The following is a 26,937-nucleotide window of genomic DNA, read 5'->3' as shown; positions in this document are numbered from 1 at the left end:
CCATGTACACACTCGGAATCAATGCCGTCTATCACGACAGCGCCGCAGCCCTGCTGCGCGACGGTGTGGTGCTCGCCGCCGCCGAAGACGAACGCTTCACGCACGTCAAGCATGCGAAGCGCCCCGTGCCCTTCTCGACCTGGCAACTGCCGTTCGATGCAATCGACTATTGCCTGAAAGCCGCCGGCATCACGCTTGCCGACATCGATCATGTGGCCTATTCATACGATCCGAGTCTCTTCAGCGGCATGCCGAAGCGTCCCGGTGCGACGATCGAACTGCCGTTCGATCCGGCCAATACGCGTCTGTCCGACCCCTCCGCATCGCCGTGGGACCCGCTCTTTCTCAGCTACATCGCGAACGCCAAGGCGCAATTGCTCGACGGCGCGCCGCATCATCTGCGCAAGCGCTTTCAGGGCGTGGACCGCAATAACGGCTTCAAGTGGCATTTCGTCGAGCATCACCTCGCGCACGAAGCCAGCGCGTTTCTCTCCGCCCCTTACGACGACACCGCCGTGCTAACAATGGATGGACGCGGTGAAGGCGTCACGACCAGCATGGGCCAGTTCGTCGACGGCGAATACACGCGGCTCAAACAGGTGGAATTGCCGCACTCGCTCGGGCTGCTCTATGAAGCCGTGACCGACTGGCTGGGCTTTCTGCATTCGTCCGACGAGTACAAGGTGATGGCGCTCGCGTCATACGGCAAGCCGGAATATGTCGACGTGTTCCGCGATATCGTGCGCTATCGCGGCGACGGCAGCTATACGGTCGACGCGCCGCGCCTCGTCAAACGCTTCGGCCCGGCGCGCGAACGCGGTGGCCCGCTCGAACAGCGCCACTTCGACATTGCGCATTCGTTGCAGAGCGTGCTCGAGGAAACGGTGCTGCAACTCGCGGGCTGGCTGCATGAGAAGACCCGCTTGAGCAAGCTCAGCATGGCAGGCGGCGTCGCGTTGAACTGCGTGATGAACTCGAAGCTGCGCGACGCGGGGCCGTTCGACGAAGTGTGGGTCCAGCCCGCCGCGGGCGACGCGGGCACCGCGCTCGGCGCAGCGCTGTGGATCGACTATCGCGAACGTAGCGAGCGCGGCGATCGCAAACGTCATTGGACAATGGATCACGCGTATCTCGGCCCCGAATATCCGGAACGCGAAATCGAGCAGTTCCTGCAATGGTCGAAGGTGCCGTACCGCCGGCTCAATGACATTGCCGGCGAAACGGCCGATCTGCTCGCGGACGGCAAGGTGATCGGCTGGTATCAGGGCCGCACGGAGTTCGGTCCGCGGGCGCTCGGCGCGCGTTCGATCCTCGCGTCGCCGGTCGATCCGCACATGCAGGCCAAGCTCAACGAGATCAAGGACCGCGAGGACTTTCGCCCTGTCGCACCCGTCGTCATGGAAGAACATGCGAGCGAATGGTTCGTGAACGGCAAGGTCGCGCCCTTCATGCTGTTCGTGTTCGACGTACATGCCGACAAGGCCGCGCGCATTCCGGCCGTGCGTCACGTGGACGGCACCGCGCGCGTGCAAACCGTGAACCGTTCGCAACACCCGCTTTACTACGACCTGCTCGCCGCGTTCAACCAGCGCACGGGCGTGCCGATTCTCGTCAACACGTCGTTCAATACGCGCGGCGAGCCGATGGTGAATTCGCCGCGCGATGCGGTTGAGTCGTTCTGGACTTCACCGCTCGACGCGCTCGTGATCGGTCCGTTTCTCGTCGAGAAAGCGGGGGGCAGCGCATGAGTCCATCCGCTACGGGACCCATCGACGTACGAGGCAGCTTCAGTGATCCGCACAGCGAAACCGAGCCGATCGCGGCCGGCTATCCTGGCGTGCTGCTCGCGCACCTCGATGTGTCGGTGGTCGTGCCGACTTATCGGCGGCCCGACATGCTCGCGTCATGTCTTCGCGCGTTGACGGAACAGGACTTCCCCGCCGATCGCTACGAAATCGTGGTTTGCGACGACGGTCCCGACGAAGCGACGCGCGCGTGCGTCGCGCGCATCGCCAGCGAGCAGGCCAAGCGCGGCCTCGCGGTGCGCTACGTGCCGGTGACTCGCACGCAAGGCCCGGCGGGCGCGCGCAATGCAGGGTGGCAGCAGGCGCGCTCGCCGGTGATCGCGTTTACCGACGACGACACGCTGCCCGATCCGCACTGGCTGCACGAAGGGCTCGCGGCGATTAGCCAGGGCGCCGCGGCCGCCGCGGGCAGAATCGTCGTGCCGCTGCCTGCGACGCCGACCGACTACGAAGCGGATGCGAGCGGGCTTCAGCGCGCCGAATTTGCGACCGCCAACGTATTCGTCGCCCGCAGCTTTCTAACGATGACGGGCGGCTTCGACGAACGCTTCACGTCGGCGTGGCGCGAAGACTCCGATTTGCAATTCACGCTGCTGCAAGCGGGCGGCAAGATCGTGCGCGCGAACGATGCGGTGGTCGTGCATCCGGTGCGCCCCGCGCGCTGGGGCGTCAGCATCTCGCAGCAGAAGAAGAGCCAGTTCGACGCGTTGCTTTACAAGAAGCACCCCGAACTGTTCAAAACGCGGATCCGCTCGTCGCCTCCATTCCTGTATTACCTGATTCTGTGCGCGGCATTGGCCGCGCTGATCGGCGCGCTCGTGGGGGATGCCTCCACCGTGACGCTCGCTTTGCTCGCGTGGTTCGCGCTGACGGCGTATTTCTGCGCAATGCGTTTGCGCGGCCGGGACCGCAGTTTGCGGCACATCGCCGAAATGGCATGGACGTCGATACCGATTCCATTTCTTTCGATCTTCTGGCGGCTCTACGGCGCTGTACGTTACAGGGTGCTCTTTCTATGAATGCAGGCTCGTTTCTCGCCGCTCTCGCGCCGCGCCGCATAGCGATCTTCCGCGCGCTGCAACTGGGCGACATGCTGTGCTCAGTGCCCGCGCTGCGGGCACTGCGCGCCGCCGCGCCGCAAGCGCATATCGCGCTGATCGGCTTGCCGTGGGCGCAATCGTTTGTCGAACGTTACGCGGATCTCGTCGACGATCTGATCGTGTTTCCTGGCGCGGAGGGCTTTCCCGAGCAGCGCGAATCAAACGACGGACTGCCTGCGTTTTATGAGCGGATGCGCGCGCACCATGTCGATCTCGCGATCCAGCTGCATGGCAGTGGCGGCATCGCAAACGATCTGCTGCTTCAGTTCGGCGCGCGCGCGTACGCGGGCTTCGTTCAACCCGACGAGCGGCCGCGCGACGGTGTGTTTATCGGCTGGCCCGACGATCTCCCCGAACCCGAGCGCTACCTTGCCTTGACGAGCGCGCTCGGCGCCGAATCCGCCGGGCGGCAATTGTCGTTTCCGCTTTGCGAGCGAGATGGCGACGAATATGCGTCGCTGGCGGCCACGCATGGCATCGAAGCGCAACGTCTCGTGCTGGTGCATCCCGGCGCGCAATTGCCGTCGCGCCGCTGGCCGGCCGAGCGTTTCGCCGAAGTCGCGGACCGCCTCGCCGCCGACGGCTGGCAGATCGCCATCACCGGCACCGCAGCCGAAGCGCCGCTCACCGGTGCCGTGCTCGGCGCGATGACCGCGCCCGCGTTGCACCTTGCGGGTTCCACATCGCTAGGCGGACTGGCTGCGCTCGTCGCGCACGCGCAGCTTGTCGTCTGCAACGACACCGGTATTTCGCATATCGCCGCGGCGATGGCGACCGCCTCCGTGGTAGTCGCGTCGGGCAGCGACACGCAACGCTGGGCGCCGCTCGATCACGTACGGCATCGCGTGCTTGCCGACTATCCGCCCTGCCGGCCCTGCATGTTCCGCGAGTGCCCTTACGGCCATCCTTGCGCGCTCAACATCGGCGTGGATCGCGTTGTCGAGACGGCGCGCGCGCAGTTGGCCGAAGTTCGCGGCGCGCATCCTGCCGGTCCCTGCGCATTGCATACACGGACCGAAACCGGGCCCTTCGAGGAGTTGCACCATGCTGCGTAACTGCCGCCGTCTCCGTGTGCTGACATGGCACGTGCACGGCAACTACCTGTACTACCTGACACAGGCGCCGCACGATTTCTATCTGGTCACGAAGCCCGGCCATCCGCCCGGTTACGCGGGAAAAGTGGGCGTGCTGCCGTGGGGCGATAACGTCCACGAAATCAATGCGGACGACGTGCCCGATCAGGAATTCGACGTGATCCTGTATCAGCACAAGACGCATTGGGAATACGACCGCGAGCATGTACTGAGCGACGCGCAGCGCCGCTTGCCGCGCGTGTATATCGAACACGATCCGCCGCAAGAAAATCCGTTCCAGCAATGGCATTGGGTCGACGACCCTGACACGCTGCTGGTTCACGTCACGCACTTTAACCAGTTGATGTGGGATTGCGGCGTGACGCCAACGCGCGTGATCGAACATGGCGTGGTGGTGCCCGAAGGCGTGCGCTATAGCGGCGAACTGGAGCGCGGCATAGTGGTCGTGAATCATCTCGCGCAGCGCGGACGACGCCTCGGCGCCGACGTATTCGCCGAGACGCGCACGCGCGTGCCGCTCGATCTCGTCGGCATGGATGCGCAACGGCTCGACGGCATCGGCGAAATCGGCAATCTGGAACTGGCGGCGTTCACCGCGCGCTATCGTTTCTTTTTCAATCCGATCCGCTGGACGAGTCTCGGCCTCGCGATTGTCGAGGCGATGACGATCGGCATGCCGATCGTCGGCCTCGCGACCACTGAACTCGCGACTGTTATCCGCAACGGTGAGAACGGCTTCGTGCATACGGATGTGAATGCGCTCGTCGACGCGATGCACGAACTGCTGCGCGATCCCGCGGAGGCCCGCCGCCTTGGCGAAGGCGCGCGGCGCACCGCGCTCGAACGGTTTCACATCGACCGTTTCGCACGGGACTGGCACGACGCACTGCTGCAAGTGACGGCGTAGGCCAGCGGTCAGCGCGACTCACGCCGAAGCATCGCACGGACAACGAAGGAAAGGACAACGACAGGGACGACGCAACATGAAAGAACTTACCCGCAAGCGGATTCTCGTTACAGGCGGCGCCGGCTTTCTCGGCTCGCACCTGTGCGAGCGGCTCGTAACGCAAGGCCACGACGTGTTGTGCGTCGACAACTTTTACACGGGCACGAAGGACAACATCGCGCGTCTGCTCGACTGCCCCAACTTCGAGTTGATGCGTCACGACGTGACATTTCCGCTCTACGTGGAAGTCGATGAAATCTACAACCTCGCGTGCCCTGCGTCGCCGATTCACTACCAGCACGATCCGGTACAAACGACGAAAACGAGCGTGCACGGCGCGATCAACATGCTCGGCCTCGCCAAGCGCGTGAAGGCGAGGATCTTCCAGGCGTCGACGAGCGAAGTGTATGGCGACGCGCTCGTGCATCCGCAGAAAGAGGACTACTGGGGTCATGTGAATCCGATCGGACCGCGTTCCTGCTACGACGAGGGCAAGCGCTGCGCGGAAACGCTATTCATGGATTACCACCGTCAGCATGGGCTTTCCATTCGCATCGCGCGAATCTTCAATACGTACGGGCCACGCATGCATCCCGCCGATGGCCGCGTGGTGTCGAACTTCATGATGCAGGCGCTGCGCGGCGAGCCGATCACGCTGTACGGCGACGGCTCGCAAACGCGTTCGTTCTGCTACGTGGACGACATGATCGACGCGTTCATCCGTTTAATGAATTCGGCCGACGATCCCGGCGGCCCGGTCAACCTCGGCAATCCGCACGAGCTCAGCATGCGCGAGATCGCGCAGCGGATCGTCGCGATTACGGGCTCGCGCTCACCGCTCGAACTACATCCGCTGCCGACCGACGACCCGTGGCATCGCCAGCCGGATATTTCACGCGCGCGCGAACTGCTCGGCTGGCAGCCGCAAACCTCGCTCGACGACGGTCTGAAGGAGACCGCGCGCTATTTCCGCGCGCGGATTGAAGCCACTGCGCAACCGGCTTCTGAAGCGGCCTCGACCCGCGCGCCTGCCAGTCAGCGCGCCGCCCTGACGTAACTTGCGAGAAACGTGCGGGTGCTGCCGTCGGGGAACTGCACGGCCACCTGTTCGCCGTTCGCGAGCGCGACCTCGCCCGCACCGTAGCGCGGCACCCGCACCGCATCGCCTGGCGCCCAGATGCGCGGTTTATCCGGCTTACCCGGCTTTTTTCGCTGGCGCTGCGCAACTTCAGCCGGGTGACTTTCTCCCGCTACGATAGCGTCCTGCCCAACATCGATTTGCGGCGGATTCGCGCAGTTGTCGCATACGCCACAGCGCTCGAGCGCAGGCGTGTCGCCGTAATAGTCGAGGATCGCACGCCAGCGGCATTGACCCGTTTGCGCGTAGTCGATCATCTGCTGTAGCGTTTCCCTGTCGTGCGCGCTCATCTGCTCGAATTGCGCCGCAGCTTTTGCAACCATGTCGCGCGCCGACTCCTGCGTGCCTTCACGGCTTCGCAGACGATAGCGCCGCTGCCGGTCGCGGCCGGCCACGCGAGCGTCGACCAGCATGTTCAACGCGACTTCGAGCTTGCCCGCGCCGACATCCGGCAATGCGTTCTTGAGCGCGGCTTGCGTCATGCCCTTCGGTTCGTCGGCGACATGCGCCGCCAGCGTGTCGTAAACCCGCTGCGCGAGTTCGATGCTCGGATAGCGTCCCGCGAGAAAGAACTGCTGGATGCGTCGGTCGTTCAGATCGAACAACAGCACGCAATCGGCAGGCTCGCCGTCGCGGCCCGCGCGGCCGGTTTCCTGATAGTAAGCGTCGAGGCTGCCGGGAATCTGATAGTGAATCACGAAGCGTATGTCCGCTTTGTCGATGCCCATGCCGAAAGCGTTCGTCGCGATCATCAAACGCGTAGCGCCCGACATGAACTGCTCCTGTGCCTCTTCGCGCGCGGCCGCCGCCATCCGACCGTGATAGCGCGAGACCGATTCGCCCGCTTCCGCCAGCCAGCCGTAGATTCGATCGACGTCGCGCACAGTCGCCGCATAGACGATGCCGCTGCCGCTCAGCGACGCAATCAGCTTTGACAGTTGCTCGCGCTTGGCGGCCATTGCGCGCGCCGCGCCGTCCTTGCCTCCCGCGGCGCTGACCTGCACTACGCGATAGCGCAAATTCTCGCGATACGTTCCGGTGCGAACCACGCGCGGCTCGCGCAATGCAAGCGAATGCACGATGTCGTCGATCACGCGCGGCGTCGCGGTCGCGGTCAACGCAAGCACAGGCGGTTGCCCAAGCGCCTTTACCGCCGCCGCGATCTCCAGAAACGCGGGACGGAAATCGTGTCCCCATTGCGACACGCAGTGCGCCTCGTCGACCACCACGAGGCCGACACGATTTTCCGGACGCGAGCGCAACGTCTCGATGAATGCCGGTTGCGCAAGACGCTCCGGCGTCACGAATACAATGCCGCTCTCGCCAGATGCGATCCGTTGCAGCGCTTCGCGCTCGGCGCGGCTACGCAACGTGCTGTTCACGAGTGTGCAATCGATGCCGGCCGCAAGTAGCTTGTCGGCCTGGTCCTTCATCAACGCAATCAGCGGCGATACGACAAGCGTCGTGCCATCCAGATGCAGCGCGGGTAACTGATAGCAAAGCGACTTGCCCGCGCCGGTCGGCATCGTGGCAAGCGTGTCCTGGTGTTGCAATACGCTGCGGATAATGTCCTCCTGCCCCGCGCGCAAACGCGCGATGCCGAACATGTCACGCATGGTCTTGCGCATGCTGCGAAGCCGCTGGTCGACTGTCATGGTTGGAAGCAAGCGTCCTTGCGGGCGTTCTCGCCCGCGGTTGTGTGAATGATGAATGTGAAGTGAAAAGCAAGCCGCCAGGATGTCGTGACGCCTCGCTCACGGTTGCAGCTTGACCTTGATCCAGCCCGGCTCGCGATTGTCGAACGCACGGTATGCCTCGATAACGTCGGTAATCGGCTCACGCTGCGTCAACACGGCGAGCGGATCGAACGAGCCGTTACGCACGATTTCGACGAGATGCGGCGTGATCGCGCGATGGTTGCAGTTCCCCATGCGTATCACCAGATTGCGGTTCATCGCCTCGCCGATCGGAAAAACGCGGTCGTTCTGCGGATACACGCCGATGATGGACACCGTGCCCGCTTTCGCCACGGCTCGCACGGACCACGTCAACACTTGCGACGGCCCGCTGCCCGGCCGCCAGTTATCGCCGTCCGGCTTCGCATCGGGCGCAATGTCCTTTACTTCCTTGTCGAACGCCTGTTGCTGGTCGCGTTGTTTCTGCGCGGCCGGGCCGTGATCGGCACGCACCGCATCGACGCCCACCGCATCTATCACGCGATCCACGCCGATGCCGCCGGTCAGTTGCAGAATGACATCGACCGGATCTTCGTCGTCGAAATCGATCACTTCTGCGCCTTGCGCGCGAGCCATGTCGAGGCGGGACGCGATGCGGTCCACTGCAATCACGCGGCCCGCGCCCATCAGCTTCGCGCTCGCAATGGCGAACTGCCCCACGGGTCCCGCGCCGAACACCGCCACCGTATCGCCGGTACGAATGCCCGCGAGTTGCGCGCCGAAATAGCCGGTAGGAAAGATATCGGAGAGCAGGATCGCGCGGTCGTCGTCGATTTCGTCGGGTAAGCGGATCAGGCTCGCATGCGCCAACGGCGTGCGCGCGTATTGCGCTTGCAGGCCCTGGAACGGGCCCGTCATTTTCGGTCCGCCGAAGAATGCGGTGCCCGCGCTCGCGCCATTGGGATTGGCGTTGTCGCATTGCGCCGTGTAGCCCGAACGGCAATACGCGCAATATCCGCACGAGATCGTCGACGGAATCAGAACGCGATCGCCCTGGCGCAGATTGCGCACACTGCGGCCCACTTCCTCGATCATGCCGATGCCTTCATGACCGAGAATCGTGCCCGGCACCATGCCGCCCAATGTGCCGCGCACCATGTGCAGGTCCGTGCCGCAAATCGCGCTCGATGTAAGACGCACAAGCGCGTCGGTCGGTTGCTCGAGCCCGGGGTCCGGAACATTGTCGAGACGAATGTCCCCTATGCCGTGAAATACCACTGCTTTCATGTGCGATCTCCTTCTCTTTCGATCGTGACGATGTCGCGGCCCGCGTGCTTGCCTGCATGAGTGCTTGCGGTTGAATTCGCGGGCCTTATCAGCGGCGCAGCAATCCGCGTGCAGCGCTTCGCCGCGACTCAGCAAAGCAGCTGCGGGTATCGCTTTTGCTCGACTGCGTAAGTGCGTGACGAAGCGCGAACCAGACCGAAAGGAGAAAGCGATGAACCAGGAACCGTCCGATCCCGTCGAACGCGCGGACCAGCGGCGCGAAACGCTGCGCGACGGCGATGTGAAGATCAAGTCCGACGGCACAGTCGAACAGCGCGAACATGGGAGCATGGACCCAACGCTCGTTCCGAAGGGAAAAGATCACCCGGCCGAAGGACCGTATACGCCGGAGCACGATCACGTCGATCCGGATCTCGAACCGGGCGGCGCCAAAGGGCACCCGACCAGCAAGGGCGATTTGTCTGCCTGACTGCCTGCGTGCAATGCAGGCGGCGCAAATCGCTGCAGGCATCGTGCAAGCGGCTCGCAAAGGGCCCGCACATTGCCGGGCAATCGAAAGCGCAACCGCCACGCGGCGGGTCCGCTTTTGCGCTCAGCGTCGAGTCATGCGCCACTCGCGGTATTCCCCGCGCGCACGCGATCACCCGTGACCGTCGACCGCTCGTCGCGCGTGTACGGCGCGAGTGCATCGGGCGTGCGCATGTCGCGTGGGGTTTCAAAGTCCGCGAGCGCGGCGCCACGCATGTGCTCCGGCGACTTCGCGAAGCCGGTCCGGTCGCTGTAGTCGACCGACGGTAAACGCTGCGCATTGGCCGCGCGATTCGCCGCATATACATCGAGCGCGGTGACGCAGGCGACGTTGACCGCCGCGACGGTCGCGCGTTGCCGGTCACGAGCGCTGAGCTTGTTCGACGATAGCGCGAGGGTGCCGAGATCGAGCGCATCGCCGCCTACACGCGCCCATAAAAACGGCTGCGGATTGCGCGACGCGAGTATGCCCACGCCGCACGCGAGTTCGCGCAATCCATAGAAACGCATGGCGCCGGCGCCGGTCTCGACACCGGCGGCCCGCGCCATCATGCGCGGCGCGACCAGTTCCGCGAGGCCGAGCGCGATGCTGAACCACCCGAGGCCGCGCGCGACTGAATCCGGTTCCGGCAGTCTTTTCTTCAGAGCGTGTACGCCGCCCTCCTGCTTCGACTCAGAGCGAGAATCCATTTGCATCACCTTCACATTGTGAAGAGCCGCAAAACGCGGCTCTCATGAAAAAATAGCCAGCGCCTGTTCCGCCATCACAACTGCTCAGCGCGTTTAAGGCTTGAGCACGACCTTGATGCAGCCGTCTTCCTTGTCGCGGAACGTCTTGTACATGCGCGGGCCTTCATCGAGCGAGACCGTGTGCGTGATTACAAACGACGGATCGATCTGCCCTTCCTGAATTCGCCGCAGCAGATCGTCGGTCCAGCGGTTGACGTGCGTTTGCCCCATGCGCCACGTCAGGCCCTTGTTCATCGACGCACCGAACGGGATCTTGTCTAGCAGCCCGCCGTATACGCCCGGCACCGACAGCGTTCCGGCAGGACGGCAAACGTAGATCATTTCGCGCAGCACATGAGGACGGTCGGTTTCGAGCATCACGGCCTGCTTGGCGCGGTCGTACATCGCATCAACGGAGCGTGCTGCGTGCGATTCCATGCCGACGGCGTCGATGCATTTTTCCGGGCCCTTGCCGCCCGTCAGTTCTTTCAATCGTTCGAGCACACTCTCTTCCTTGAAGTCGATCGTGACGGCGCCGCCCGCACGCGCCATCGAAAGCCGCTCGGGTACGTAGTCGATCGCAATCACCTGCTTTGCGCCCAGCAGCACGGCACTGCGAATCGCCATTTGCCCAACCGGCCCGGCACCCCAGATCGCGACTGTATCGGTCGGTTCGATATCGCATTGCACGGCGGCCTGCCAGCCGGTGGGGAAAATGTCGCCGAGGAAAAGCACCTGCTCGTCGGTGAGACCATCGGGAATCTTCACGTGAGTCTTGTCCGCATAGGGCACGCGCACGAACTCGGCCTGCCCGCCTGGATAGCCGCCCGTCAGATGCGTGTAGCCGAAGAGGCCTGCTGTGGTGTGCCCGAACATCTTGTCGGCGACGTCCTTGTTGCGGTTACTGCGCTCGCACACCGAAAAGTTGCCGCGTTTGCATTGATCGCATTCGCCGCAAATGATCGTGAAGGGCACGACAACGCGGTCGCCGACTTTCAACGCAGTGTTCTCCTTGCCGACTTCCACCACTTCGCCCATGAACTCGTGGCCCATGATGTCGCCGGATTCCATGCCCGGCATGAAGCCGTCATAGAGGTGAAGATCCGAGCCGCATATCGCGCAACTCGACACCTTGATGATCGCGTCGCGCGGATGTTCGATCTTCGGGTCGGGCACGGTGTCGCACCGGATGTCTTTCTTGCCATGCCATCTGAGCGCCTTCATATATTCCTCCACACTGAACCGGTTGATCTGCTCGCGGGTTGCTGCGAAAACACGCGCATGAGATGCGCCACGCGATCGGGCATTGCGCGATAGCCGCTACATCGCGCGTGTAAATTCGCCGCGCCGTCATACAAGCGCCGCACTGCGCGTTAGCGCTGAAATACGCTTCTCGCGGATCGGGTGAGCCACGCCATCACGCTTGTGCGCGCCAGCGTTCCAATCGCCTTGCGCGGCCCGAGCAGCACGGCGGCAAAACCGGCCGCCAGCAGCAGCGCCACGTACGGCGTGTCGGCGAGCGAGCTCATCACGTTGACGGCCGGCACGCCGGCTCTCGCGGTTCTCCGCGGCGTATGCAACGCCAGATTCGCGGACAGCAGGCGCGCGCGCGAGGTGGCCATGCGCTGAAGAATCGCCGCGCGGCGTTCCTGATGCCAGGCTCGATCATGTTTCATTTCAAGGCATCCTTCAGGGCTTCGAGGTCGTTGGACACTTCGTCGCGCAGCACATGCAACGGCTCGACGGGCTTCTGCGTCTTCATCATCGCGAAGGTGGCGACTGATATAAGCAGCCATGCGGCGGCGACACCCCACGCTACTGCGACGACGTAAGGCGTATTCCACGCAGTGACAATGACGGCCACGCAGAGAAAAGAGAGGGTGAACATGGCGGCGACCGCCAGCACGACCATCGCGATCACCTCGCGCACCAGCCGCCCTTTAGCCTCTTCGAGCTCGAGCGCCAGAAGTTCGGCGTAGTCGACTGCGCGACTGGAACAGAAACGCGCCACGTTGCGCCACTGGCTCACTTTGGTATGTATCGACATCCTGTATCTCCCGCCAGCAATTGTCGTCACGGGCGCTCGCCACCGGATGCGTGAACCGGCGACGAGCGCGTCATCCGAACGATGCAATCGACTCTGTGCCAACCGTCTCTAACGGTAATCTCTATCGCCGCGAACATCGCGTGCGGTCGCGGAGCGCAGCGCGCCGAGAATGAAACCCGCGGCCGCGGCAATCGCGAGCGCGGTGAACGGCCGCTCGGTGGTCGTCTCGCGCACGACATCCGTGAGATCAGCCCACACCTGTTGAGCCTTGCCGCTCAATTCGCGAGCGGTGCCGGCCATCTGGGTCCCGGTGTCGCCGAGCATTTCACCCGCCGTCTCCTGCACCTTGCCGCCTAGTTCCTTCACTGCCCCTTCCACTTTTCCTGTTTCCATGTCTGCTCTCCGTGGTTTGCGCGCACGAGGGTGCACTGCACTGGCCGCGCTGCCGGGGCTCCGGCATGCGTTGCCGTGACGCCGCAAGAAGCGCGCCGCGAGAGGGCGTTTGAAAAACGCATCGGGAAGAGATGGAGCGGCGCGGAGAACAATGCCGACGACAGACGGGGCAACGGATCGCAGGGAGAGAAACGACGAATGCCGGCGAGGGACGACGGACACGTTTACCGAGCGCCGCGGCGCCAGCGGTGCCAGCGGTGTGCGGCTACATGGATGCGTGCATTCGCGCAATCAGGACAAGTCATGATGCGCGGCTCCTCTTTGAGCGCATGCGCAACAAGTTCACGACGAGCGGACTAACGAGCGGAATAACCGTCAGGCAATGCGCCGTTCAATATCCGCTGCAACGTATCGATCTTCCGAAGATGCACGCCCCATAGCTGACCGCCGTCCTTAATGCGGCGCAGGCGCTCGTGCCAGTAACTGGGCGGGAAAGCGGAATTGTCGCGCGCACTTGCATGCGAGCCCAAAAGGACATGTTCGATATGGGCAAGATCGCGCTCGATCATCGCCTGTCGCATGGCGCCGAGCGCCCCGGAATTAAAGGTGTGTCGCATGACGGTGCAGGTAGCGGTAAAAAGACCGTCGGACAGCAAGCCGCGTGCCGCAAACCACTCACTGCCCCGTCCAATACCGCCGAAGTCCATGCGGGACACGCTACTGCACAACGCGGCAGACCGCGCGCGAGCCGCGTCCCGGGTCCACTTTCAGGCGCGAGGCCTGGCGTAAACGGCCAACGTCCTACCCTTTTTACAAAGCCCGCATTCGTCGAAGGCCCTGCGCAGTGCTCGACAGCGGGAAACGGGGGCCACCCCGATTCAAGCTTCCCCTGTTGGAGCCGATAACAAAAGGTGACGATCCATTCTGAAGGAGCGTTCCCTCGATTAACCGGCTGTTATGGCTCCAACTACGCGCGCTCCATTTTCCATCTCGCACCGCCTGGTCGTTTATTCGGTCGCTGGACTGGCAACGCTGTGTTCGCCGGTCGCTTTCGCCGACAGCGAGCCTCGCGCGAGCGACGCATCCGCCTCGGACACCGCCGAGCTGGCTACGATGCCATTGGAGGCGCTGATGCAGGTCACCGTCAGTACTGCGTCGCGTTTCGATCAGTCGATCACCGACGCACCGGCCGCAGTCGTCGTTCTCACCGCCGAGGACATTCGCGAGTTCGGCTGGCGTACCCTCGCCGACGCCCTCGCGTCGCTGCCCGGCCTCTACGTGACCAACGATCGTTCATACGAATACCTCGGCGCGCGCGGCTTTCAGCGTCCGGGCGACTACAACAGCCGTTTCCTGCTATTGATCGACGGCATGCGCACGAACGACGGCGTGTTCGGTCAGGCGCCGATCGGCACGGACTTTCCGCTCGACATGGATCTCGTCAAGCGCATCGAGTATGTGCCGGGCCCGGGTTCGTCGATGTATGGCGCCAACGCGCTCTTCGGTGTCATCAACGTAATCACCAAAAACGGCAGCGATCTTGCCGGCGCGGAAGCCGCCGTCGCGGCAGGAAGCTTCGGCGAGAAGAAAGGGCGTGCGTCATACGGCTGGCATGGCGCGCACGGTGCGGACATTCTGCTGTCGGCGACCTCGTACGCGCGGAACGGGCAGGACCTTTATTACCCGGCGTTCGATACGCCCGATCAGAACCACGGCGTTGCGAACCGGCTCGACTATGACCGCGCGCAGGACTTTCTTGCCAAGGCCGCCTATGGCGATTTCCGGCTGAGCCTCATTTACGGCAATCGGACCAAGGGTATTCCCGATGCGCCGTACGGCGCGGTTTTCAATGCGCCGTTCAGCGTGACGGACACCCATAGCTATGTGAACCTCACGTATCAGCATGCGCTGTCGGAAGGGGTCATGCTGGCGTCGCAGATGTACTGGGGCCGCTACGACTATCGTATGCCGTCGGTGTACGGCCCCGAGCCGGACGTGGCCAACGTCGACGGCAGCCACGCACTTTGGTACGGCGCCGAGGTGCACGCAACCATATCGTCGATTGCGCGACATCGCATCGTGATTGGCACTGACTTCGCGAGAGATGCGCGCCTAAATCAGTACAACTACAACGTCGACCCTTACTCGCAGATTCTCGACGACCATCACAGCGGCAACCGTGCCGGCGTCTATATCGAGGATGAAATCACGCTACCCGCCAACTTCACGCTCAACGCGGGTTTGCGCTACGACGAGCAGACGGCCTCGGGCGGCACCCTGAGTCCGCGCATCGGGCTCGTCTACAAGCTCACCTCGCGCGACACCTTCAAGCTGCTGTACGGCCAGGCCTACCGCGCGCCGAACGCATACGAGATGTACTACGCGGTAAGCGGCGCGGACGGCCAGTTGAAAAATCCATCGCTCAAGGCGGAGCATATCGCGACGACCGAACTCGTTTATGAAAGAGCCGTAGCCACGACGGGGCGCGCCACGCTCTCGCTGTTCGAGTACACCGCGCGCGATCTGATCAGCGCGACGCAGGACCCGTCGGGCCTCTATATTTTCCGCAACGTGAGCCGCGCAACGGCGCGAGGCGCCGAACTTGCCTACGAACAGCGGCTGGCGGGCGCGCGCTTGCGCGCGAGCTATTCGTATCAGATTGCGCACGACTCGAACACCGGCGCCGCGCTGCAAAACTCGCCGAGGCATCTCGCGAAAGCGAATGTCGTAGTGCCGTTTTTTGCCGATGCGCTGATGACGGGGCTCGAAGTGCAATGCACGTCGGCGCGTCTGGCCGCGGTCGGGGAGACAGGCGGCTTCTGCCTCGCCAACCTCACGCTCAGTTCGCGCCGGCTGATTCGCGGAGCCGATCTGTCGTTTTCGATTTATAACCTGACCGACAAACGATACGCCGACCCGGTGGGCCCCGGCTTCACACAGGAGACTGTTGCGCAGCAAAGCCGGACCTTCCTGTTCAAGGCCGTCTACGGGTTCTGACATGGATCGCGTTCGCATCAGGACCATTGCGGCGTGTTTCGTGTTCGCGGCGCCGCTGGTGGCGCAGACATCCGTCGACGCGCAAGTGGATCTGTCCGCGCTCGAAGCGGCCTACATTTTCAACTTCGCGCAGTTCACCGACTGGCCATCGGGGCGTCCGGCCGAGAACATGCTGTCGGTCTGCGTGGATCAGGACAGCCCGCTCGGCGTGGCACTCGCGAAGCTCGACGGCAAGCACGCGGGCAAGCAGATGTGGCGGGTTCGTCCGTTGCCTCGCACGGAAAAAACCGCGGATTGCCAACTCGCGGTGCTGACGGCCAGCACTGCATTGAACTCCGCAGTGAAGGCGCTGCTGGCGTCGGACGCGCCCGTCGTGATCGTGAGCGATGCCGACACGACCGAACAGGGCTGGGTGATTCGCCTCGTGCGCGAAGGCGATCATCTGAAGTTCGATATCAGCGTTAGTGAGGCTTCACGCCGGCGCATCACACTCAGTTCCAAACTCATGCGCCTCGCGAGGACGGTTCTATGAAGGCTTTCTCTGCCTGGTCACGGCTTGCATGGCCACGCGAGCACGTGAATCTGGTTGGGGTCGCGATCGCACTGCTCATTTCGAGTGTGGTGCTGCTGGTCTATCAGGCGGTTTCGCTGCGCACGTCGTTGACCAACGACGTCAGCATGCAGGCATCGGTGCTTGCGGAGAACCTGACCGCATCGGCGATGTTCGGCGACCGCAGCGCTACCGCGGAAGTACTCGGCTCGCTGCGCAAGGTCCCGCACGTCGAGACCGCAACCGTCTATACGCCCGATGGCGAACTGTTCGTGCGCTATGCGCGCCCTGGCTTGAGCCGCTCGGAGTACGAAGAAGGCACGCTCGCGAAGGCCGGCGGCTCGCGCCGTCTTTCACTCGAAGACATCTTCGTGGCGGCGCCTATCGTTCATAACGATCAGTCGCTCGGCAGCATCGTGATCGTCGCCACGACGGATGCGATAAAAATGCAGCTCGCGCAGTACGGCTGCTTCCTCGTGGGCGCGTCGTTGTGCTCTGTGTGGATCGCATCGCTCGTGATGAAGCGCATGCGCGAACGGGTTTCGCGCGTGGAAAAAGACCTCGAATATCTGGCCTCTACCGATCCGCTGACCGACCTGCCGAACCGCCGCGCGTTCTACGACGAACTGAAGGTGCGTCTGCACAAAGCGAGCGTGGCCAACAAGCGCGTCGCGCTGATGATGGTGGACCTCGACAACTTCAAGACCGTCAACGATACGCTCGGCCACGGCGCGGGCGATGAACTGCTCAAGCAGGTCGCCGACGCGCTGCGCCACGTGGTCCGGCCGCATGATCTCGTCAGCCGGATCGGCGGCGACGAGTTCGCGGTGGTCGTCGGACCGGACGCAAGCCGCGTTCGCGCACGCGCGACCGCAGGCCGCATCGCGCGCAACCTGTCGCGCCCATTCATGCTGCACGGCGTCGATTCGGCCGTGACGGCAAGTGTGGGCTTCAGCGTCTATCCCGACGACACCACCGAGATGGCGGAACTGGTCAGCAATGCGGACATCGCGCTGTACTCGGCGAAAAGCCGCGGCAAAAGCATTGCCGTCGAGTTTCAGAGCGAGATGACAGCCGAAGCGCAGCGGCGCGCGCGCATCGAAGCGGAACTGCGCAAGGCCGTCGATCACGACGGGCTGGAGATCGTGTATCAGCCGCAATTCGACTGCCTGTCGGGCCGCCTGCTCGGCGCGGAAGCACTGGTCCGCTGGACGCATCCGTCGGAAGGCCCTATTTCGCCGGCTGAATTCGTTCCGATTGCCGAGAACAGCGATCTGATCGTCGCCTTGGGCCGCTGGGTTCTTTGGCGCGCGTGCTGCGACGCGGCGAACTGGAACGCAGGCACGAATGCGGGCGTGCATGTAGCCGTGAACATTTCGGCCCGTCAATTGAGAGCGGACGGTTTCACGGCCGAAGTCTGCAATGCGCTGCAAAAAAGCGGTCTGCCAGCTTCGCTGCTCGAACTCGAACTGACGGAAAGCCAGTTGATGTCGAACATGTCGGTGGGCATTCAGGGGATGCAGGAATTGCGCGCAGCCGGTGTGCGCCTGTCGCTCGACGACTTCGGCACTGGGTACTCGTCGCTGTCGTATCTGCAATCTTTTCCGGTTCACAGCATCAAGATCGACCGCAGTTTCATCTGTCCTTTGCCGAATGGCGGCCAACCCATCGTGACCGCCATCATTTCGATGGCGCATAGTTTCGGCCTGCTCGTCGTCGCGGAAGGTGTCGAATATCCGGCGCAACTCGAATGGCTCTGCGACGCGCGCTGCGATGTGGTTCAGGGTTTCCTGACCGGCCGCCCGATGACGCTCGAACAGCTGCTCGCGATCATTCGCGCAGAAGAAGACGAGAAGGCCATCCGGTGCAAACCGCCGGCCGCGACGCGAGCGCAACGCGCGCCCACGGTCTGACAGCCCGCTTGACCCGTGCCATATATGAAGGTAACCTACACAGGTAGCCTTCATATATCTTCTGGCATTTTCCACAGACATGGGCAGGAACGATCCGCCGTTCGACCCCGATTCGCTTCACGTACTCGCCGAAGAGTTGCGCGTGCTGACCGGCAAGCTGCGCCGCCGTCTGCGCGAAGAGGCCCATCTCGGCGATTTCACTCCTTCACAGATACAGGTTCTTGGTCTGCTCGAGCGCGACGGTTCGTCAACGGTCACCGAACTCGCGCGCGCACAGGGCATGCGTCCGCAGTCCATGAGCGAGACGCTTTCCGTTCTGAAAGCCGCTGGCCTCGTGAGCGGCGCGCCCGACCCGAACGACGGCCGGCAAACCGTTCTCTCACTTACACCCGCCTTCCGCAAAAAGATCAAGGCAAGTCGCGCGGCGCGTGAAGACTGGCTGTTTCGCACCATTCAAACGCGGTTTTCGGCGGCGGAGCAGCAGCAGCTCGCCACTGGCGTCGAATTGCTGAAACGCCTGATCGAATCGTAGTTCCCCGCTCACCACAGCAGGAGTTCACATGGCACTGACTACACTCGACGCAAAAACCGCAATAGTAGTGATCGATTTGCAGCAAGGCATTGTGGCGATGCCCACGGCTCATCCCACCGCACACGTCGTCGAGCGCGCGGCCGTATTGGCTGAAGCGTTTCGCCGCCACGGTCTGCCAGTCGTACTCGTCAACGTGGCGGGCGGCGCGCCGGGCCGTGCAGAACAGTCGCGTGCTACCGGCAATTTCTCTGCGGGATTCTCGGACCTCGTGCCCGAATTGAACCGGCAAGCGTCGGATCATCTGGTGACGAAACACACGTGGGGCGCGTTCACAAATACGGATCTCGAAGCGTATCTGCGCAAACAAGGCGTCACGCAAATCGTGTTGGCAGGCGTGTCGACCAGCATCGGCATTGAATCGACCGCGCGTTTCGCACACGAGCTCGGCCTGAATATCGCGTTCGCCACCGACTCGATGACCGACCTGCATCTTGACGCTCACACGAACAGTCTCACGCGAATTTTCCCGCGGCTCGGCGAGACCGGCACGACGGACGAAGTACTCGCCATGCTCGAACAGACGCACGCATGATCATGCGTTGCCAGCCGCGCACCATGCAAGCTCGCGCAAAGGAACTCCGGTGAGCAGCACATTCCGTTCGCTGCGCAACTTCAATTACCGGGTATGGGCGAGTGGCGCCATCGTCTCCAATGTCGGTACATGGATGCAACGCACCGCGCAAGACTGGCTCGTTCTCACGGAACTCACGCAACACAATGCGACTTCCGTGGGTATCGTCATGTCGCTGCAGTTCGGACCGCAAATGCTTCTGTTGCCGCTCACGGGCTATGCCGCCGATCACTTCGACCGCCGCAAGCTGCTGTTCGTCACGCAGGCGGTCATGGGAAGTCTGGCGCTCGGCCTCGGCGCGCTCACGCTCACGGGCCTCGTACAGCTCTGGCACGTGTATGTTTTCGCGGGACTGCTAGGCTGTGTGACTGCGTTCGATTCGCCCGCGCGCCAAACCTTCGTATCGGATCTCGTCGGCGAAGGCGATCTGTCGAATGCGGTCGCGCTCAACTCCACATCGTTCAATGCAGCCCGGATGATCGGTCCGGCGATTGCGGGCCTGCTGATCGCATCGGTCGGAACGGGCTGGGTGTTTCTGATCAACGCGCTTTCTTTTATCGCCGTACTCGGCGCGTTGCGCATGTTGCGCGTGCACGAGCTGCATGCGAAGCCTCGTGCGCTGCGCTCGCGCGGCAGTTTCGCGGAAGGCTTCAAATACGTGTGGAAGCGCCCCGACCTGAAGGCGGCGCTTCTGATGCAGTTTCTGATCGGCACATTCGGGCTTAACTTCCCCATTTTCATTTCGACGATGTCGGTCACCGCATTTCATGCAGGCGCGGGCGAATACGGCGTGTTGAGCTCGACGATGGCGATCGGCTCCGTGACGGGCGCGCTGCTTGCCGCGCGTCGCGCGCAACCGCGCATGGCCTTGTTGCTGGGCGCCGCGGCCGTGTTCGGCGTGGGCTGCACGGCTGCGTCGCTGATGCCGAACTATGTGCTGTTCGGCATCATGCTCGCCTTCATCGGCGTGTCGACGCAAACCTTCAACACGTCCACCAACAGCCTCGTGCAGCTCTCCACGGAACCGGCCATGCGTGGCCGCGTGATCGCGATTCTGCTCGCCATTGCGCTCGGCGGCACACCGCTTGGCGCGCCAGTAGTCGGCTGGGTCGCGGATCGTTTCGGCCCGCGTTGGGCGCTTGGCGTCGGCGCTGCATCGGGCTTCGCTGCCGCGCTCGTTGGACTGCTGTACCTCGTGAAATACCGGGGCTTGCGCGTGTATGCCGAAGCGGGACGTCTGCGCTACAGCATCGACGAGCCGCGCCAGGCGCCGCCTTATGTGAGCCCCGCGATGGCCGTGCAAAACGCCGTACTCGACGAAGCCGAAGAAGAAACGTCGTCCGGTGTATAGCAGCGCAGCGAAAAAAATAGCCGCGACTGCAAATGCAGCCGCGGCTTTCTTATTGCGCTTGTTGCTCGAACTGCGAGTTACTTCGCGACAGGCATCGTGAATTCGGCGCCCTTCGCGATGCTGTCGGGCCAGCGCTGCATGATGCTCTTATAACGCGTATAAAACCGCACGCCCTCTTCGCCGTAAGCATGGTGGTCGCCAAATAGCGACTTCTTCCATCCGCCGAACGAGTGCCACGCCATCGGCACCGGAATGGGCACGTTGATACCGACCATGCCCACCTGAATCTGCCGGCCGAATGCGCGCGCCACGCCGCCGTCGGACGTGAAAAGCGATACGCCGTTACCGAATTCATGCGCGTTGATCAACTCGACCGCACTCGCGAAATCGGGCACCCGTACCACGGCCAGCACCGGGCCGAAAATCTCTTCCTTATAGATCTTCATGTGCGTGCCGACATTGTCGAACAGCGTTCCGCCTATGAAGAAGCCCGCTTCGTTCGTGACCGGATGCGCACGGCCATCCACGATCAGCGTGGCACCCTCTTCCTGACCCGAAGCGATATAGCCCGCGACTTTCGCCTTATGCTCGGCGGTCACGAGCGGACCCATCTCCGCATCGAGGTTCTCACCATTCCTGATCACGAGCGACTTCACGCGGGGCACCAGCTTTTCAATCAGCTTGTCAGCGACGTTGCCCACTGCCACCGCCACCGAAATTGCCATGCAACGCTCGCCGGCCGATCCGTACGCGGCGCCGATCAGCGCGTCCACGGCCTGGTCGAGGTCGGCGTCCGGCATCACTACAAGGTGATTCTTCGCGCCGCCGAGAGCCTGCACGCGCTTGCCGCGCTTCGCCGCCTCGGTGTGAATGTACTCGGCGATCGGAGTCGAACCGACGAAAGACAGCGCGGCCACATCCGGATGCTCGATCAGTGCATCGACGGCTACCTTGTCGCCGTTGACCACGTTGAACACGCCGTCCGGCAAACCGGCTTCCTTCAACAACTCTGCAATGCGCAGCGACGCCGACGGATCGCGTTCGGACGGCTTCAGCACAAACGTGTTACCGCACGCCAGCGCGACGGGGAACATCCACATCGGCACCATCACCGGGAAATTGAATGGCGTGATGCCCGCGACGACGCCGAGCGCCTGACGCAGATTCCAGTTGTCGATGCCGCCGCCAATCTGGTCGGTGAAATCGGTCTTCAGCAGATTCGGAATACCGCATGCGAACTCGACCACTTCAATGCCGCGCACGACCTCGCCTTGTGCGTCCGTGAACACCTTGCCGTGCTCGCGCGTAATGAGCATGGCCAGTTCGTCGTGGTGCCTGTTGAGCAATTCCTTGAACTTGAATAGAACGCGCGCGCGCTTGAGCGGCGCAGTTTCGCTCCATGCGGGAAAGGCGGCTTTGGCCGACTGCACCGCGGCATTCACTTCGTCGACCGACGCAAGCGCCACTGAACCCGTCACCTGACCCGTAGCGGGATTGAACACGTCCTTGGAGCGGCCGCTGGTCGGCGCAACCACCGCACCGCCGATATAGTGGCTCAACTGCTGCACTGACAACTTTTCTTGTTCGCTTACTGCGTTCATTTCGTACCTCGGGTTCGGATGGGCCGCGGCGTTTGCGCCGGACAGGCAGGCGGATCGAGTCCGTCAACTGTATCGACGCTGCGCAGCATATTCCCGATACAGCAAAACAGAACCGCGCCTCACTGTATTGTTTTTTGCGCGGCAACTGTATTGGAAGGAAGGCAGCACGAGCATCGGTGCTCGCCGTCTGCCGCGCCGCAGCATGCACTCGCGGCCGCACCCGCGCCTGGCTCGCCGTATAAATCCTGGCTTGCATAGTTCGCGCGCCAGACGCCAAATGAGGCAGCCGCAGAAGCGGGTCACCCACAAACAGGTGAGGAGGCGCGACATGGCAACGAACGCATCGGCGGACGGTCACAAGCATCGCGGGCAGGCTCGCAAGGCAACGGCCAGCGGCTGGATCGGCTCGGCACTCGAGTACTACGATTTCTTCATCTACGCGCAGGCAGCGGCCCTCATTTTCCCCCAGCTGTTTTTTCCATCCGGCAATCCAAAGATCGCGATCGTCGCCTCGCTCGCGACTTACGGCGTCGGTTACGTCGCCCGGCCAATCGGCGCGTTCGTGCTCGGACATTGGGGCGATACGCATGGCCGCAAGAACGTCTTGCTGCTGTGCATGTTCCTGATGGGCTTTTCGACGATGGCGGTCGGCCTGCTGCCGACTTATCACCATGTCGGCTTGCTCGCGCCCGCGCTGCTCGTCGTGCTTCGTTTGATTCAGGGCTTTGCGGTCGCTGGTGAAATCTCGGGCGCGAGTTCAATGATCCTCGAACATGCGCCGTTCGGACGACGCGGCTATTACGCAAGCTTCACGCTGCAAGGCGTGCAGGCCGGACAGATTCTCGCGGCTGCCGTGTTTCTGCCACTCGCCTATTACATGGACGAGAGCTCGTTCAATTCGTGGGGCTGGCGCATTCCATTTTTACTCAGCGCTCTGGTGCTGGTGGCCGGCTATATCATCCGCCGCGAAGTCGAGGAAACGCCGGCTTTTGCGAAAGAAGGCGCGAGCGGTGGTGTACCGAAGTCGCCGATTGCAGAGGCGTTCCGCTACAACTGGGCGGATATGCTGCGCGTGGTCGGCTGTTCGCTGATGAATGTGATTCCCGTGGTCGCGACGATTTTCGGCGCTGCGTATGCGGTGCAGGCCTCGTACGGCATCGGCTTTTCGAAGAGCGTCTACTTGTGGATTCCGGTGATCGGCAACATTGTCGCCGTGCTCGTGATTCCGTACGTGGGCAATCTGTCGGACCGGATCGGCCGGCGCCTGCCGATCATTGTCGGCGCGCTCGGCGCGGGGCTTCTCTCGTTTGCATACCTATACGCGATCAGCATCCACAACGTGGCGCTCGCGATAGTCGTGTCGATCCTCATGTGGGGCGTCATCTACCAGGGCTATAACGCGACCTTCCCGAGCTTCTATCCAGAACTTTTCCCCACGCGCTCGCGCGTCTCCGCAATGGCGATCGGGCAGAACATCGGCACGACGATTACTGCGCTGCTGCCCGCCTTGTTCGCTTATGTCGCGCCGCCCGGATCGCACAACGTTCCGCTAACTATTGGAGCAATCACATTCGGCATCACGATTATTGCGGCCGTGACCGCATGGAGCGCAAAGGAGAACTTCCGCGTGAAACTGACCGATCTCGGCCAGCCCGGCGCAGTGCCGCTCGACAAGACTAGCTATGACCGGCTAAGAGCCGAGACAATGGCCGAGTCGAAAAAGGCCGTCGCTTCATAGGCCCGGAAAAGGACTCGCGTTAGCGCCATTGCGCGGTCAACTCGTTCGCGAGAATCATTTGCTCGCGAACCCGTTCGATGAAGGCGGCCTCCACGCCGCTTTGCGCCTTGAGAAATTTGAGCGCCGCCGAATGCACCGCGCGCATCGACCCGCCGTCGATTCCCGCGATACGCGTCGCGTTGCGCCGCGTTTCTTCAACCAGATCTCGCGCGCCGCTGAAGTCGGGTGACAAGCCGCTCTGCGCTTCGAAGCCGGCTTGCAGACGGGCTGCGTATTCGCGAGACTGTCCTGGCTGGTCCATGTCGACGAGCAGATCGACGCCTTGTCCCATTCGCCATGTGCAGAGAATCCACAACGCGACGAATGCGCGGTATGCGTTATTGCCTTCCGCGCTGCGCGCATACTGTTCGCATGCGATTGCAAAGGCGTCGTCGGAAGCGGGCGTGGCAGGCGGCAACTTCACATCGCACATATCGATGATCTGCTTGACCAACGGTTCGCCGCGATTCAATCCGAGCACGCGAAACGGCGCGGCCACGAAAAACGGATTGCGCCATTGCTGGTTAAGCAGCCAGCCCGAAGCGAATTGCGACGCTGGATTGCGCAATACACCAACGTGCATCGCATCCGGAAACGCTTGCCTGAGCCACGGCAATCTTCCCGACGAGCGACAGAACTTGAGGACGGGCACGCTGCCCTGCCGCACCGCGTGTTCGCACAGGCTGCGCAAATACGCATGCAGCGCGGGAAATTCGGCGTCGGGCGCGCCGCCGAAACGGTCGACGCTGAATTGCCTTCTGTATCCCGCGACACCGTGCGCGCCTTCATGCAGAAACGGCTTGTATTCGTCGAAGTAAGGCGCGTGCAGCGGCGGATGTCCCGAGGTCAGCGTAGGACGGCTCACGGAAACGTCGGCGAGCCTCAGATCCGCGAGCACGTTGCTGAGTGGTTCGTAAAAGCCGGTCACGCCGCCAAGCGCACGCAAGCGGGACCACACCCAGGTGCCCGCGCTGCGCCAGCCCGTATGTAGAAATACCGGTTGTTTAAGGGCAGTTTTCGACGCGGCGTCAGCCTCATGTGACAACGGCATGGGACTTCTCTTCAAGTGAAAGCGATAGGGAATCGTGCAACGCGTAATCTAGCGTTTGGAACTGTCGTCTGCGTGACGGAAGCATCACTTTACCTTGCATCGTGCATCGACACTGGAAGCGCGCCTGCAAACGCATTAAGCTCCGGAGTCCCGAACTGAAAAGCGCCCACATGAACGAATCCGCCGACATCCGCTTCCTGCTGACGATACGCGAAAGCGGCAGCCTCGTGGCTGCGGCGCGAAAGCTGGGGCTGTCGCCATCGGCGATCACTCAGCGTCTTCAACAACTCGAGAAGAAGCTTGGCGCCCAACTGCTGAACCGCAGCGCGCGCCGTCTTCAATTCACTGAAGAAGGAACGCTGCTGTGCGAACGCGGCGCAGAACTCGTCCAGCAATTCGACGCGCTGTTCGAAGATTTGCAGATGCGCCGCGGCGGCCTCGTCGGCACACTGAAAGTCAATGCGCCGCTCGGCTTCGGACGGCGCTACGTGGCGCCTGCGATTGCCGGGTTTCAGCAGCAGCATCCGGATATCGACGTCGCGCTGACGCTCTCGGATCAGCCCCTCATGGAAACGACGGAGCGCTTCGACATCGTCGTGCATATCGGCGAGCTGCCCATATCGAACCGCGTGGGTTACACGATCGCACCGAATGCGCGCTTCGTGTGCGCGGCGCCCTCGCTCGTCAGGCGTCTGGGCGCGCCCGAGTCGCCCGACGAACTCGCCGCGCTGCCCTGCATCGTGCTGCGCGAGAATAACGAAGACGTCACGCTGTGGCAGTTCAGCCGCGGCCGCATGCACCGCAGCGTACGCGTTTCGCCGCATTTGAGCTGCAATGATGGCGACGTCATCCGCCAATGGGCGTGCGAGGGACGCGGCGTGATTCTGCGCTCCGAGTGGGATGTGGCGGACGACATCGTGAAAGGAAGGCTCGTCCGTTTGCTGCCCGCATGGAAAGCCCCGGATGCAAACGTCATCGCACTGACGCACCAGCGTGCGGGTCTGCCCAACCGTACGCGGACGTTTATGCAGTACTTGCAGGCGAAATTCCGGCCGTTGCCGCCTTGGCGGATTGCATACTGAGCAGACTTAACCTCTGGGCAAGTCATACGCCGTGATGAACCGCCCGGCTGGACAGATTAGTTGGTCAAACGTCGCCTGGCTATTGAACTGCACTCCGCGCGTAGCGTCCGTCGTGCAAACACCTGTCACGATATGGTCAGCGTGCCGGCATGACTGACAAGCGTGCAGCCGCACTCCGCGCGATGGCCGTGAAGGGCTACCGGCTTACCGGTGAAAACGCTCGATTTATCGCCTTCCGCAATCGGGTTGACGCCATGCCCGGCACAGTTCACAAGGTCGCCCTTGCGAGCGATAGCCTTGCCATCGACGCTATCGGTATCCGACCCGGTCATAACCGTGCCGCCGTGAGGGGCCAGTGAGTCGCCCACTACAATGACCTGCCGTACCATTGTGTCTCCTGAACGAGAAAATGCCGGGTGAGCTAAAGGGTGATCTTCTTCACGCCGGGTATATCGGCGTCCGCGTTCGGACTGCCGAGATAGGTCCATTGCACGCTTTCCAATGCGATGTTCAGGGAGTGGGCGCGCGGGTCCGGAAAGGACCGGCCTTCTTCCACAAACGCCTGCTGTTCCCACCGGTTATAGAGTGCCGCCAGCGGGTGGTCTGCGGGGATGCGCCCTTCCCAGACGCCAGTCTGCGCGCAACGTTGCAGACCGTTGCACTGCTGGTCTGATGCCGGCGCCGGCACCTGCCGCAGCAGCCCGGCCTG

The 26,937-nt window shown here is 62.7% G+C and carries 25 protein-coding genes and 1 pseudogene; 14 read left to right on the top strand and 12 right to left on the bottom strand.

The features are described 5' to 3' along the window. The first annotated feature begins 2 nt into the window (after window positions 1–2). The 5 genes from F759_RS0115885 to F759_RS0115865 all read left to right on the top strand — a co-directional run bounded on the left by F759_RS0115885 (window position 3) and on the right by F759_RS0115865 (window position 6,002). Window positions 3–1,748, top strand: coding sequence for a carbamoyltransferase family protein (locus F759_RS0115885; RefSeq protein ID WP_027800727.1), 1,746 nt, complete (start codon window positions 3–5; stop codon window positions 1,746–1,748). Further along, entirely contained in the window at window positions 1,745–2,824 is a 1,080-nt protein-coding gene (locus tag F759_RS0115880; protein WP_027800726.1) for a glycosyltransferase, read from the top strand. Before F759_RS0115885 ends, F759_RS0115880 begins: the two co-directional genes overlap by 4 nt. Further along, window positions 2,821–3,960, top strand: coding sequence for a glycosyltransferase family 9 protein (locus tag F759_RS0115875; protein ID WP_027800725.1), 1,140 nt, complete (start codon window positions 2,821–2,823; stop codon window positions 3,958–3,960). Before F759_RS0115880 ends, F759_RS0115875 begins: the two co-directional genes overlap by 4 nt. Continuing rightward, a complete protein-coding gene (locus tag F759_RS0115870) occupies window positions 3,950–4,906 on the top strand; it encodes a glycosyltransferase family 4 protein (RefSeq protein ID WP_027800724.1) in 957 nt (318 codons plus the stop codon). Before F759_RS0115875 ends, F759_RS0115870 begins: the two co-directional genes overlap by 11 nt. 76 nt (window positions 4,907–4,982) lie before the next feature. Next, window positions 4,983–6,002 carry a UDP-glucuronic acid decarboxylase family protein gene (locus tag F759_RS0115865; protein WP_027800723.1) on the top strand — a complete coding sequence of 340 codons (1,020 nt, stop codon included), beginning with the start codon at window positions 4,983–4,985 and terminating at the stop codon, window positions 6,000–6,002. On the opposite strand, the gene F759_RS0115860 is transcribed toward F759_RS0115865, so the two are convergent. Both F759_RS0115860 and F759_RS0115855 read right to left on the bottom strand, forming a co-directional pair. Next, window positions 5,981–7,738 carry a RecQ family ATP-dependent DNA helicase gene (locus F759_RS0115860; RefSeq protein WP_027800722.1) on the bottom strand — a complete coding sequence of 586 codons (1,758 nt, stop codon included), beginning with the start codon at window positions 7,736–7,738 and terminating at the stop codon, window positions 5,981–5,983. The two genes, F759_RS0115865 and F759_RS0115860, sit on opposite strands and share 22 nt — an antisense overlap. Window positions 7,739–7,837: 99 nt before the next feature. Continuing rightward, window positions 7,838–9,046 (bottom strand): zinc-dependent alcohol dehydrogenase, encoded by a 1,209-nt coding sequence (locus F759_RS0115855; protein WP_027800721.1) that lies wholly within the window; start codon window positions 9,044–9,046, stop codon window positions 7,838–7,840. Window positions 9,047–9,257: 211 nt separating this feature from the next. Here F759_RS0115855 and F759_RS0115850 point away from each other — a divergent pair, with 211 nt between their 5' ends. Next, on the top strand, window positions 9,258–9,515 hold the full coding sequence (locus F759_RS0115850) for a hypothetical protein (protein WP_027800720.1): 258 nt from the start codon (window positions 9,258–9,260) through the stop codon (window positions 9,513–9,515). A 134-nt stretch (window positions 9,516–9,649) separates the two neighbouring features. Here the strand turns inward: F759_RS0115850 and F759_RS0115845 are convergent, their stop codons facing one another. The 6 genes from F759_RS0115845 to F759_RS44100 form a co-directional block, all read right to left on the bottom strand. Then, window positions 9,650–10,264 carry a hypothetical protein gene (locus F759_RS0115845; protein ID WP_027800719.1) on the bottom strand — a complete coding sequence of 205 codons (615 nt, stop codon included), beginning with the start codon at window positions 10,262–10,264 and terminating at the stop codon, window positions 9,650–9,652. 93 nt (window positions 10,265–10,357) lie between these two features. Next, window positions 10,358–11,527 carry a zinc-dependent alcohol dehydrogenase gene (locus F759_RS0115840; protein WP_027800718.1) on the bottom strand — a complete coding sequence of 390 codons (1,170 nt, stop codon included), beginning with the start codon at window positions 11,525–11,527 and terminating at the stop codon, window positions 10,358–10,360. 149 nt (window positions 11,528–11,676) lie between these two features. Continuing rightward, window positions 11,677–11,979, bottom strand: coding sequence for a hypothetical protein (locus tag F759_RS0115835; protein WP_027800717.1), 303 nt, complete (start codon window positions 11,977–11,979; stop codon window positions 11,677–11,679). Beyond that, complete coding sequence (locus F759_RS0115830) at window positions 11,976–12,350, bottom strand: phage holin family protein (protein WP_027800716.1); 375 nt, start codon at window positions 12,348–12,350, stop codon at window positions 11,976–11,978. The genes F759_RS0115835 and F759_RS0115830 overlap by 4 nt, the downstream gene beginning before the upstream one ends. Window positions 12,351–12,458: 108 nt before the next feature. Further along, window positions 12,459–12,743, bottom strand: a complete 285-nt coding sequence (locus tag F759_RS0115825; protein WP_027800715.1) for a CsbD family protein — start codon at window positions 12,741–12,743, stop codon at window positions 12,459–12,461. A 356-nt stretch (window positions 12,744–13,099) separates the two neighbouring features. Continuing rightward, on the bottom strand, window positions 13,100–13,450 hold the full coding sequence (locus F759_RS44100) for a hypothetical protein (RefSeq protein WP_244438841.1): 351 nt from the start codon (window positions 13,448–13,450) through the stop codon (window positions 13,100–13,102). 250 nt (window positions 13,451–13,700) lie between these two features. Between F759_RS44100 and F759_RS0115815 the strand changes: the two genes are divergently transcribed. The 6 genes from F759_RS0115815 (at window position 13,701) to F759_RS0115790 (ending at window position 20,717) form a co-directional block, all read left to right on the top strand. After that, on the top strand, window positions 13,701–15,740 hold the full coding sequence (locus tag F759_RS0115815) for a TonB-dependent receptor plug domain-containing protein (protein ID WP_027800713.1): 2,040 nt from the start codon (window positions 13,701–13,703) through the stop codon (window positions 15,738–15,740). Window position 15,741: 1 nt separating this feature from the next. After that, a complete protein-coding gene (locus F759_RS0115810; RefSeq protein ID WP_027800712.1) occupies window positions 15,742–16,272 on the top strand; it encodes a YfiR family protein in 531 nt (176 codons plus the stop codon). After that, window positions 16,269–18,203 (top strand): putative bifunctional diguanylate cyclase/phosphodiesterase, encoded by a 1,935-nt coding sequence (locus F759_RS0115805; RefSeq protein WP_027800711.1) that lies wholly within the window; start codon window positions 16,269–16,271, stop codon window positions 18,201–18,203. The genes F759_RS0115810 and F759_RS0115805 overlap by 4 nt, the downstream gene beginning before the upstream one ends. Before the next feature lie 79 nt (window positions 18,204–18,282). Further along, window positions 18,283–18,735 carry a MarR family winged helix-turn-helix transcriptional regulator gene (locus tag F759_RS0115800; protein ID WP_027800710.1) on the top strand — a complete coding sequence of 151 codons (453 nt, stop codon included), beginning with the start codon at window positions 18,283–18,285 and terminating at the stop codon, window positions 18,733–18,735. Window positions 18,736–18,763: 28 nt separating this feature from the next. Beyond that, window positions 18,764–19,327, top strand: coding sequence for an isochorismatase family protein (locus tag F759_RS0115795; RefSeq protein WP_027800709.1), 564 nt, complete (start codon window positions 18,764–18,766; stop codon window positions 19,325–19,327). A 49-nt stretch (window positions 19,328–19,376) separates the two neighbouring features. Continuing rightward, window positions 19,377–20,717 (top strand): MFS transporter, encoded by a 1,341-nt coding sequence (locus F759_RS0115790; protein ID WP_027800708.1) that lies wholly within the window; start codon window positions 19,377–19,379, stop codon window positions 20,715–20,717. A 77-nt stretch (window positions 20,718–20,794) separates the two neighbouring features. Here F759_RS0115790 and F759_RS0115785 read toward each other — a convergent pair whose 3' ends face one another. After that, window positions 20,795–22,318 (bottom strand): CoA-acylating methylmalonate-semialdehyde dehydrogenase, encoded by a 1,524-nt coding sequence (locus F759_RS0115785; protein WP_027800707.1) that lies wholly within the window; start codon window positions 22,316–22,318, stop codon window positions 20,795–20,797. Window positions 22,319–22,646: 328 nt separating this feature from the next. Here F759_RS0115785 and F759_RS0115780 point away from each other — a divergent pair, with 328 nt between their 5' ends. Then, entirely contained in the window at window positions 22,647–24,056 is a 1,410-nt protein-coding gene (locus tag F759_RS0115780; protein WP_027800706.1) for an MFS transporter, read from the top strand. A 19-nt stretch (window positions 24,057–24,075) separates the two neighbouring features. On the opposite strand, the gene F759_RS0115775 is transcribed toward F759_RS0115780, so the two are convergent. Continuing rightward, window positions 24,076–25,146 (bottom strand): hypothetical protein, encoded by a 1,071-nt coding sequence (locus tag F759_RS0115775; RefSeq protein WP_027800705.1) that lies wholly within the window; start codon window positions 25,144–25,146, stop codon window positions 24,076–24,078. A gap of 170 nt (window positions 25,147–25,316) precedes the next feature. Between F759_RS0115775 and F759_RS0115770 the strand changes: the two genes are divergently transcribed. After that, on the top strand, window positions 25,317–26,228 hold the full coding sequence (locus F759_RS0115770) for a LysR family transcriptional regulator (protein WP_027800704.1): 912 nt from the start codon (window positions 25,317–25,319) through the stop codon (window positions 26,226–26,228). Window positions 26,229–26,353: 125 nt separating this feature from the next. Here F759_RS0115770 and F759_RS0115765 read toward each other — a convergent pair whose 3' ends face one another. Both F759_RS0115765 and F759_RS43025 read right to left on the bottom strand, forming a co-directional pair. Continuing rightward, window positions 26,354–26,617: a PAAR domain-containing protein gene (locus F759_RS0115765; RefSeq protein ID WP_027800703.1), complete on the bottom strand. Its 264-nt coding sequence runs from the start codon at window positions 26,615–26,617 to the stop codon at window positions 26,354–26,356. Between the two features lie 32 nt (window positions 26,618–26,649). Further along, window positions 26,650–26,937 (bottom strand): annotated as a pseudogene (locus F759_RS43025) (SEL1-like repeat protein); the annotation flags it as partial.

Source organism: Paraburkholderia dilworthii, assembly GCF_000472525.1.
In the GTDB taxonomy this organism is placed as follows: Bacteria; Pseudomonadota; Gammaproteobacteria; order Burkholderiales; family Burkholderiaceae; genus Paraburkholderia; species Paraburkholderia dilworthii.
Note: the sequence above shows the minus strand (reverse complement) of the source record. Positions and strands in the feature narration are given on the sequence as shown.

Coding starts and splice junctions, on each gene's coding strand:
- F759_RS0115810 (WP_027800712.1), top strand. CDS start 15,742: ATGGATCGCGTTCGCATCAGGACCATTGCGGCGTGTTTCGTGTTCGCG.
- F759_RS0115825 (WP_027800715.1), bottom strand. CDS start 12,743: ATGGAAACAGGAAAAGTGGAAGGGGCAGTGAAGGAACTAGGCGGCAAG.
- F759_RS0115815 (WP_027800713.1), top strand. CDS start 13,701: ATGGCTCCAACTACGCGCGCTCCATTTTCCATCTCGCACCGCCTGGTC.
- F759_RS0115780 (WP_027800706.1), top strand. CDS start 22,647: ATGGCAACGAACGCATCGGCGGACGGTCACAAGCATCGCGGGCAGGCT.
- F759_RS0115875 (WP_027800725.1), top strand. CDS start 2,821: ATGAATGCAGGCTCGTTTCTCGCCGCTCTCGCGCCGCGCCGCATAGCG.
- F759_RS0115765 (WP_027800703.1), bottom strand. CDS start 26,617: ATGGTACGGCAGGTCATTGTAGTGGGCGACTCACTGGCCCCTCACGGC.
- F759_RS0115830 (WP_027800716.1), bottom strand. CDS start 12,350: ATGTCGATACATACCAAAGTGAGCCAGTGGCGCAACGTGGCGCGTTTC.
- F759_RS0115850 (WP_027800720.1), top strand. CDS start 9,258: ATGAACCAGGAACCGTCCGATCCCGTCGAACGCGCGGACCAGCGGCGC.
- F759_RS0115855 (WP_027800721.1), bottom strand. CDS start 9,046: ATGAAAGCAGTGGTATTTCACGGCATAGGGGACATTCGTCTCGACAAT.
- F759_RS0115795 (WP_027800709.1), top strand. CDS start 18,764: ATGGCACTGACTACACTCGACGCAAAAACCGCAATAGTAGTGATCGAT.
- F759_RS0115885 (WP_027800727.1), top strand. CDS start 3: ATGTACACACTCGGAATCAATGCCGTCTATCACGACAGCGCCGCAGCC.
- F759_RS0115860 (WP_027800722.1), bottom strand. CDS start 7,738: ATGACAGTCGACCAGCGGCTTCGCAGCATGCGCAAGACCATGCGTGAC.
- F759_RS0115840 (WP_027800718.1), bottom strand. CDS start 11,527: ATGAAGGCGCTCAGATGGCATGGCAAGAAAGACATCCGGTGCGACACC.
- F759_RS44100 (WP_244438841.1), bottom strand. CDS start 13,450: ATGGACTTCGGCGGTATTGGACGGGGCAGTGAGTGGTTTGCGGCACGC.
- F759_RS0115775 (WP_027800705.1), bottom strand. CDS start 25,146: ATGCCGTTGTCACATGAGGCTGACGCCGCGTCGAAAACTGCCCTTAAA.
- F759_RS0115785 (WP_027800707.1), bottom strand. CDS start 22,318: ATGAACGCAGTAAGCGAACAAGAAAAGTTGTCAGTGCAGCAGTTGAGC.
- F759_RS0115800 (WP_027800710.1), top strand. CDS start 18,283: ATGGGCAGGAACGATCCGCCGTTCGACCCCGATTCGCTTCACGTACTC.
- F759_RS0115870 (WP_027800724.1), top strand. CDS start 3,950: ATGCTGCGTAACTGCCGCCGTCTCCGTGTGCTGACATGGCACGTGCAC.
- F759_RS0115770 (WP_027800704.1), top strand. CDS start 25,317: ATGAACGAATCCGCCGACATCCGCTTCCTGCTGACGATACGCGAAAGC.
- F759_RS0115845 (WP_027800719.1), bottom strand. CDS start 10,264: ATGGATTCTCGCTCTGAGTCGAAGCAGGAGGGCGGCGTACACGCTCTG.
- F759_RS0115805 (WP_027800711.1), top strand. CDS start 16,269: ATGAAGGCTTTCTCTGCCTGGTCACGGCTTGCATGGCCACGCGAGCAC.
- F759_RS0115865 (WP_027800723.1), top strand. CDS start 4,983: ATGAAAGAACTTACCCGCAAGCGGATTCTCGTTACAGGCGGCGCCGGC.
- F759_RS0115835 (WP_027800717.1), bottom strand. CDS start 11,979: ATGAAACATGATCGAGCCTGGCATCAGGAACGCCGCGCGGCGATTCTT.
- F759_RS0115880 (WP_027800726.1), top strand. CDS start 1,745: ATGAGTCCATCCGCTACGGGACCCATCGACGTACGAGGCAGCTTCAGT.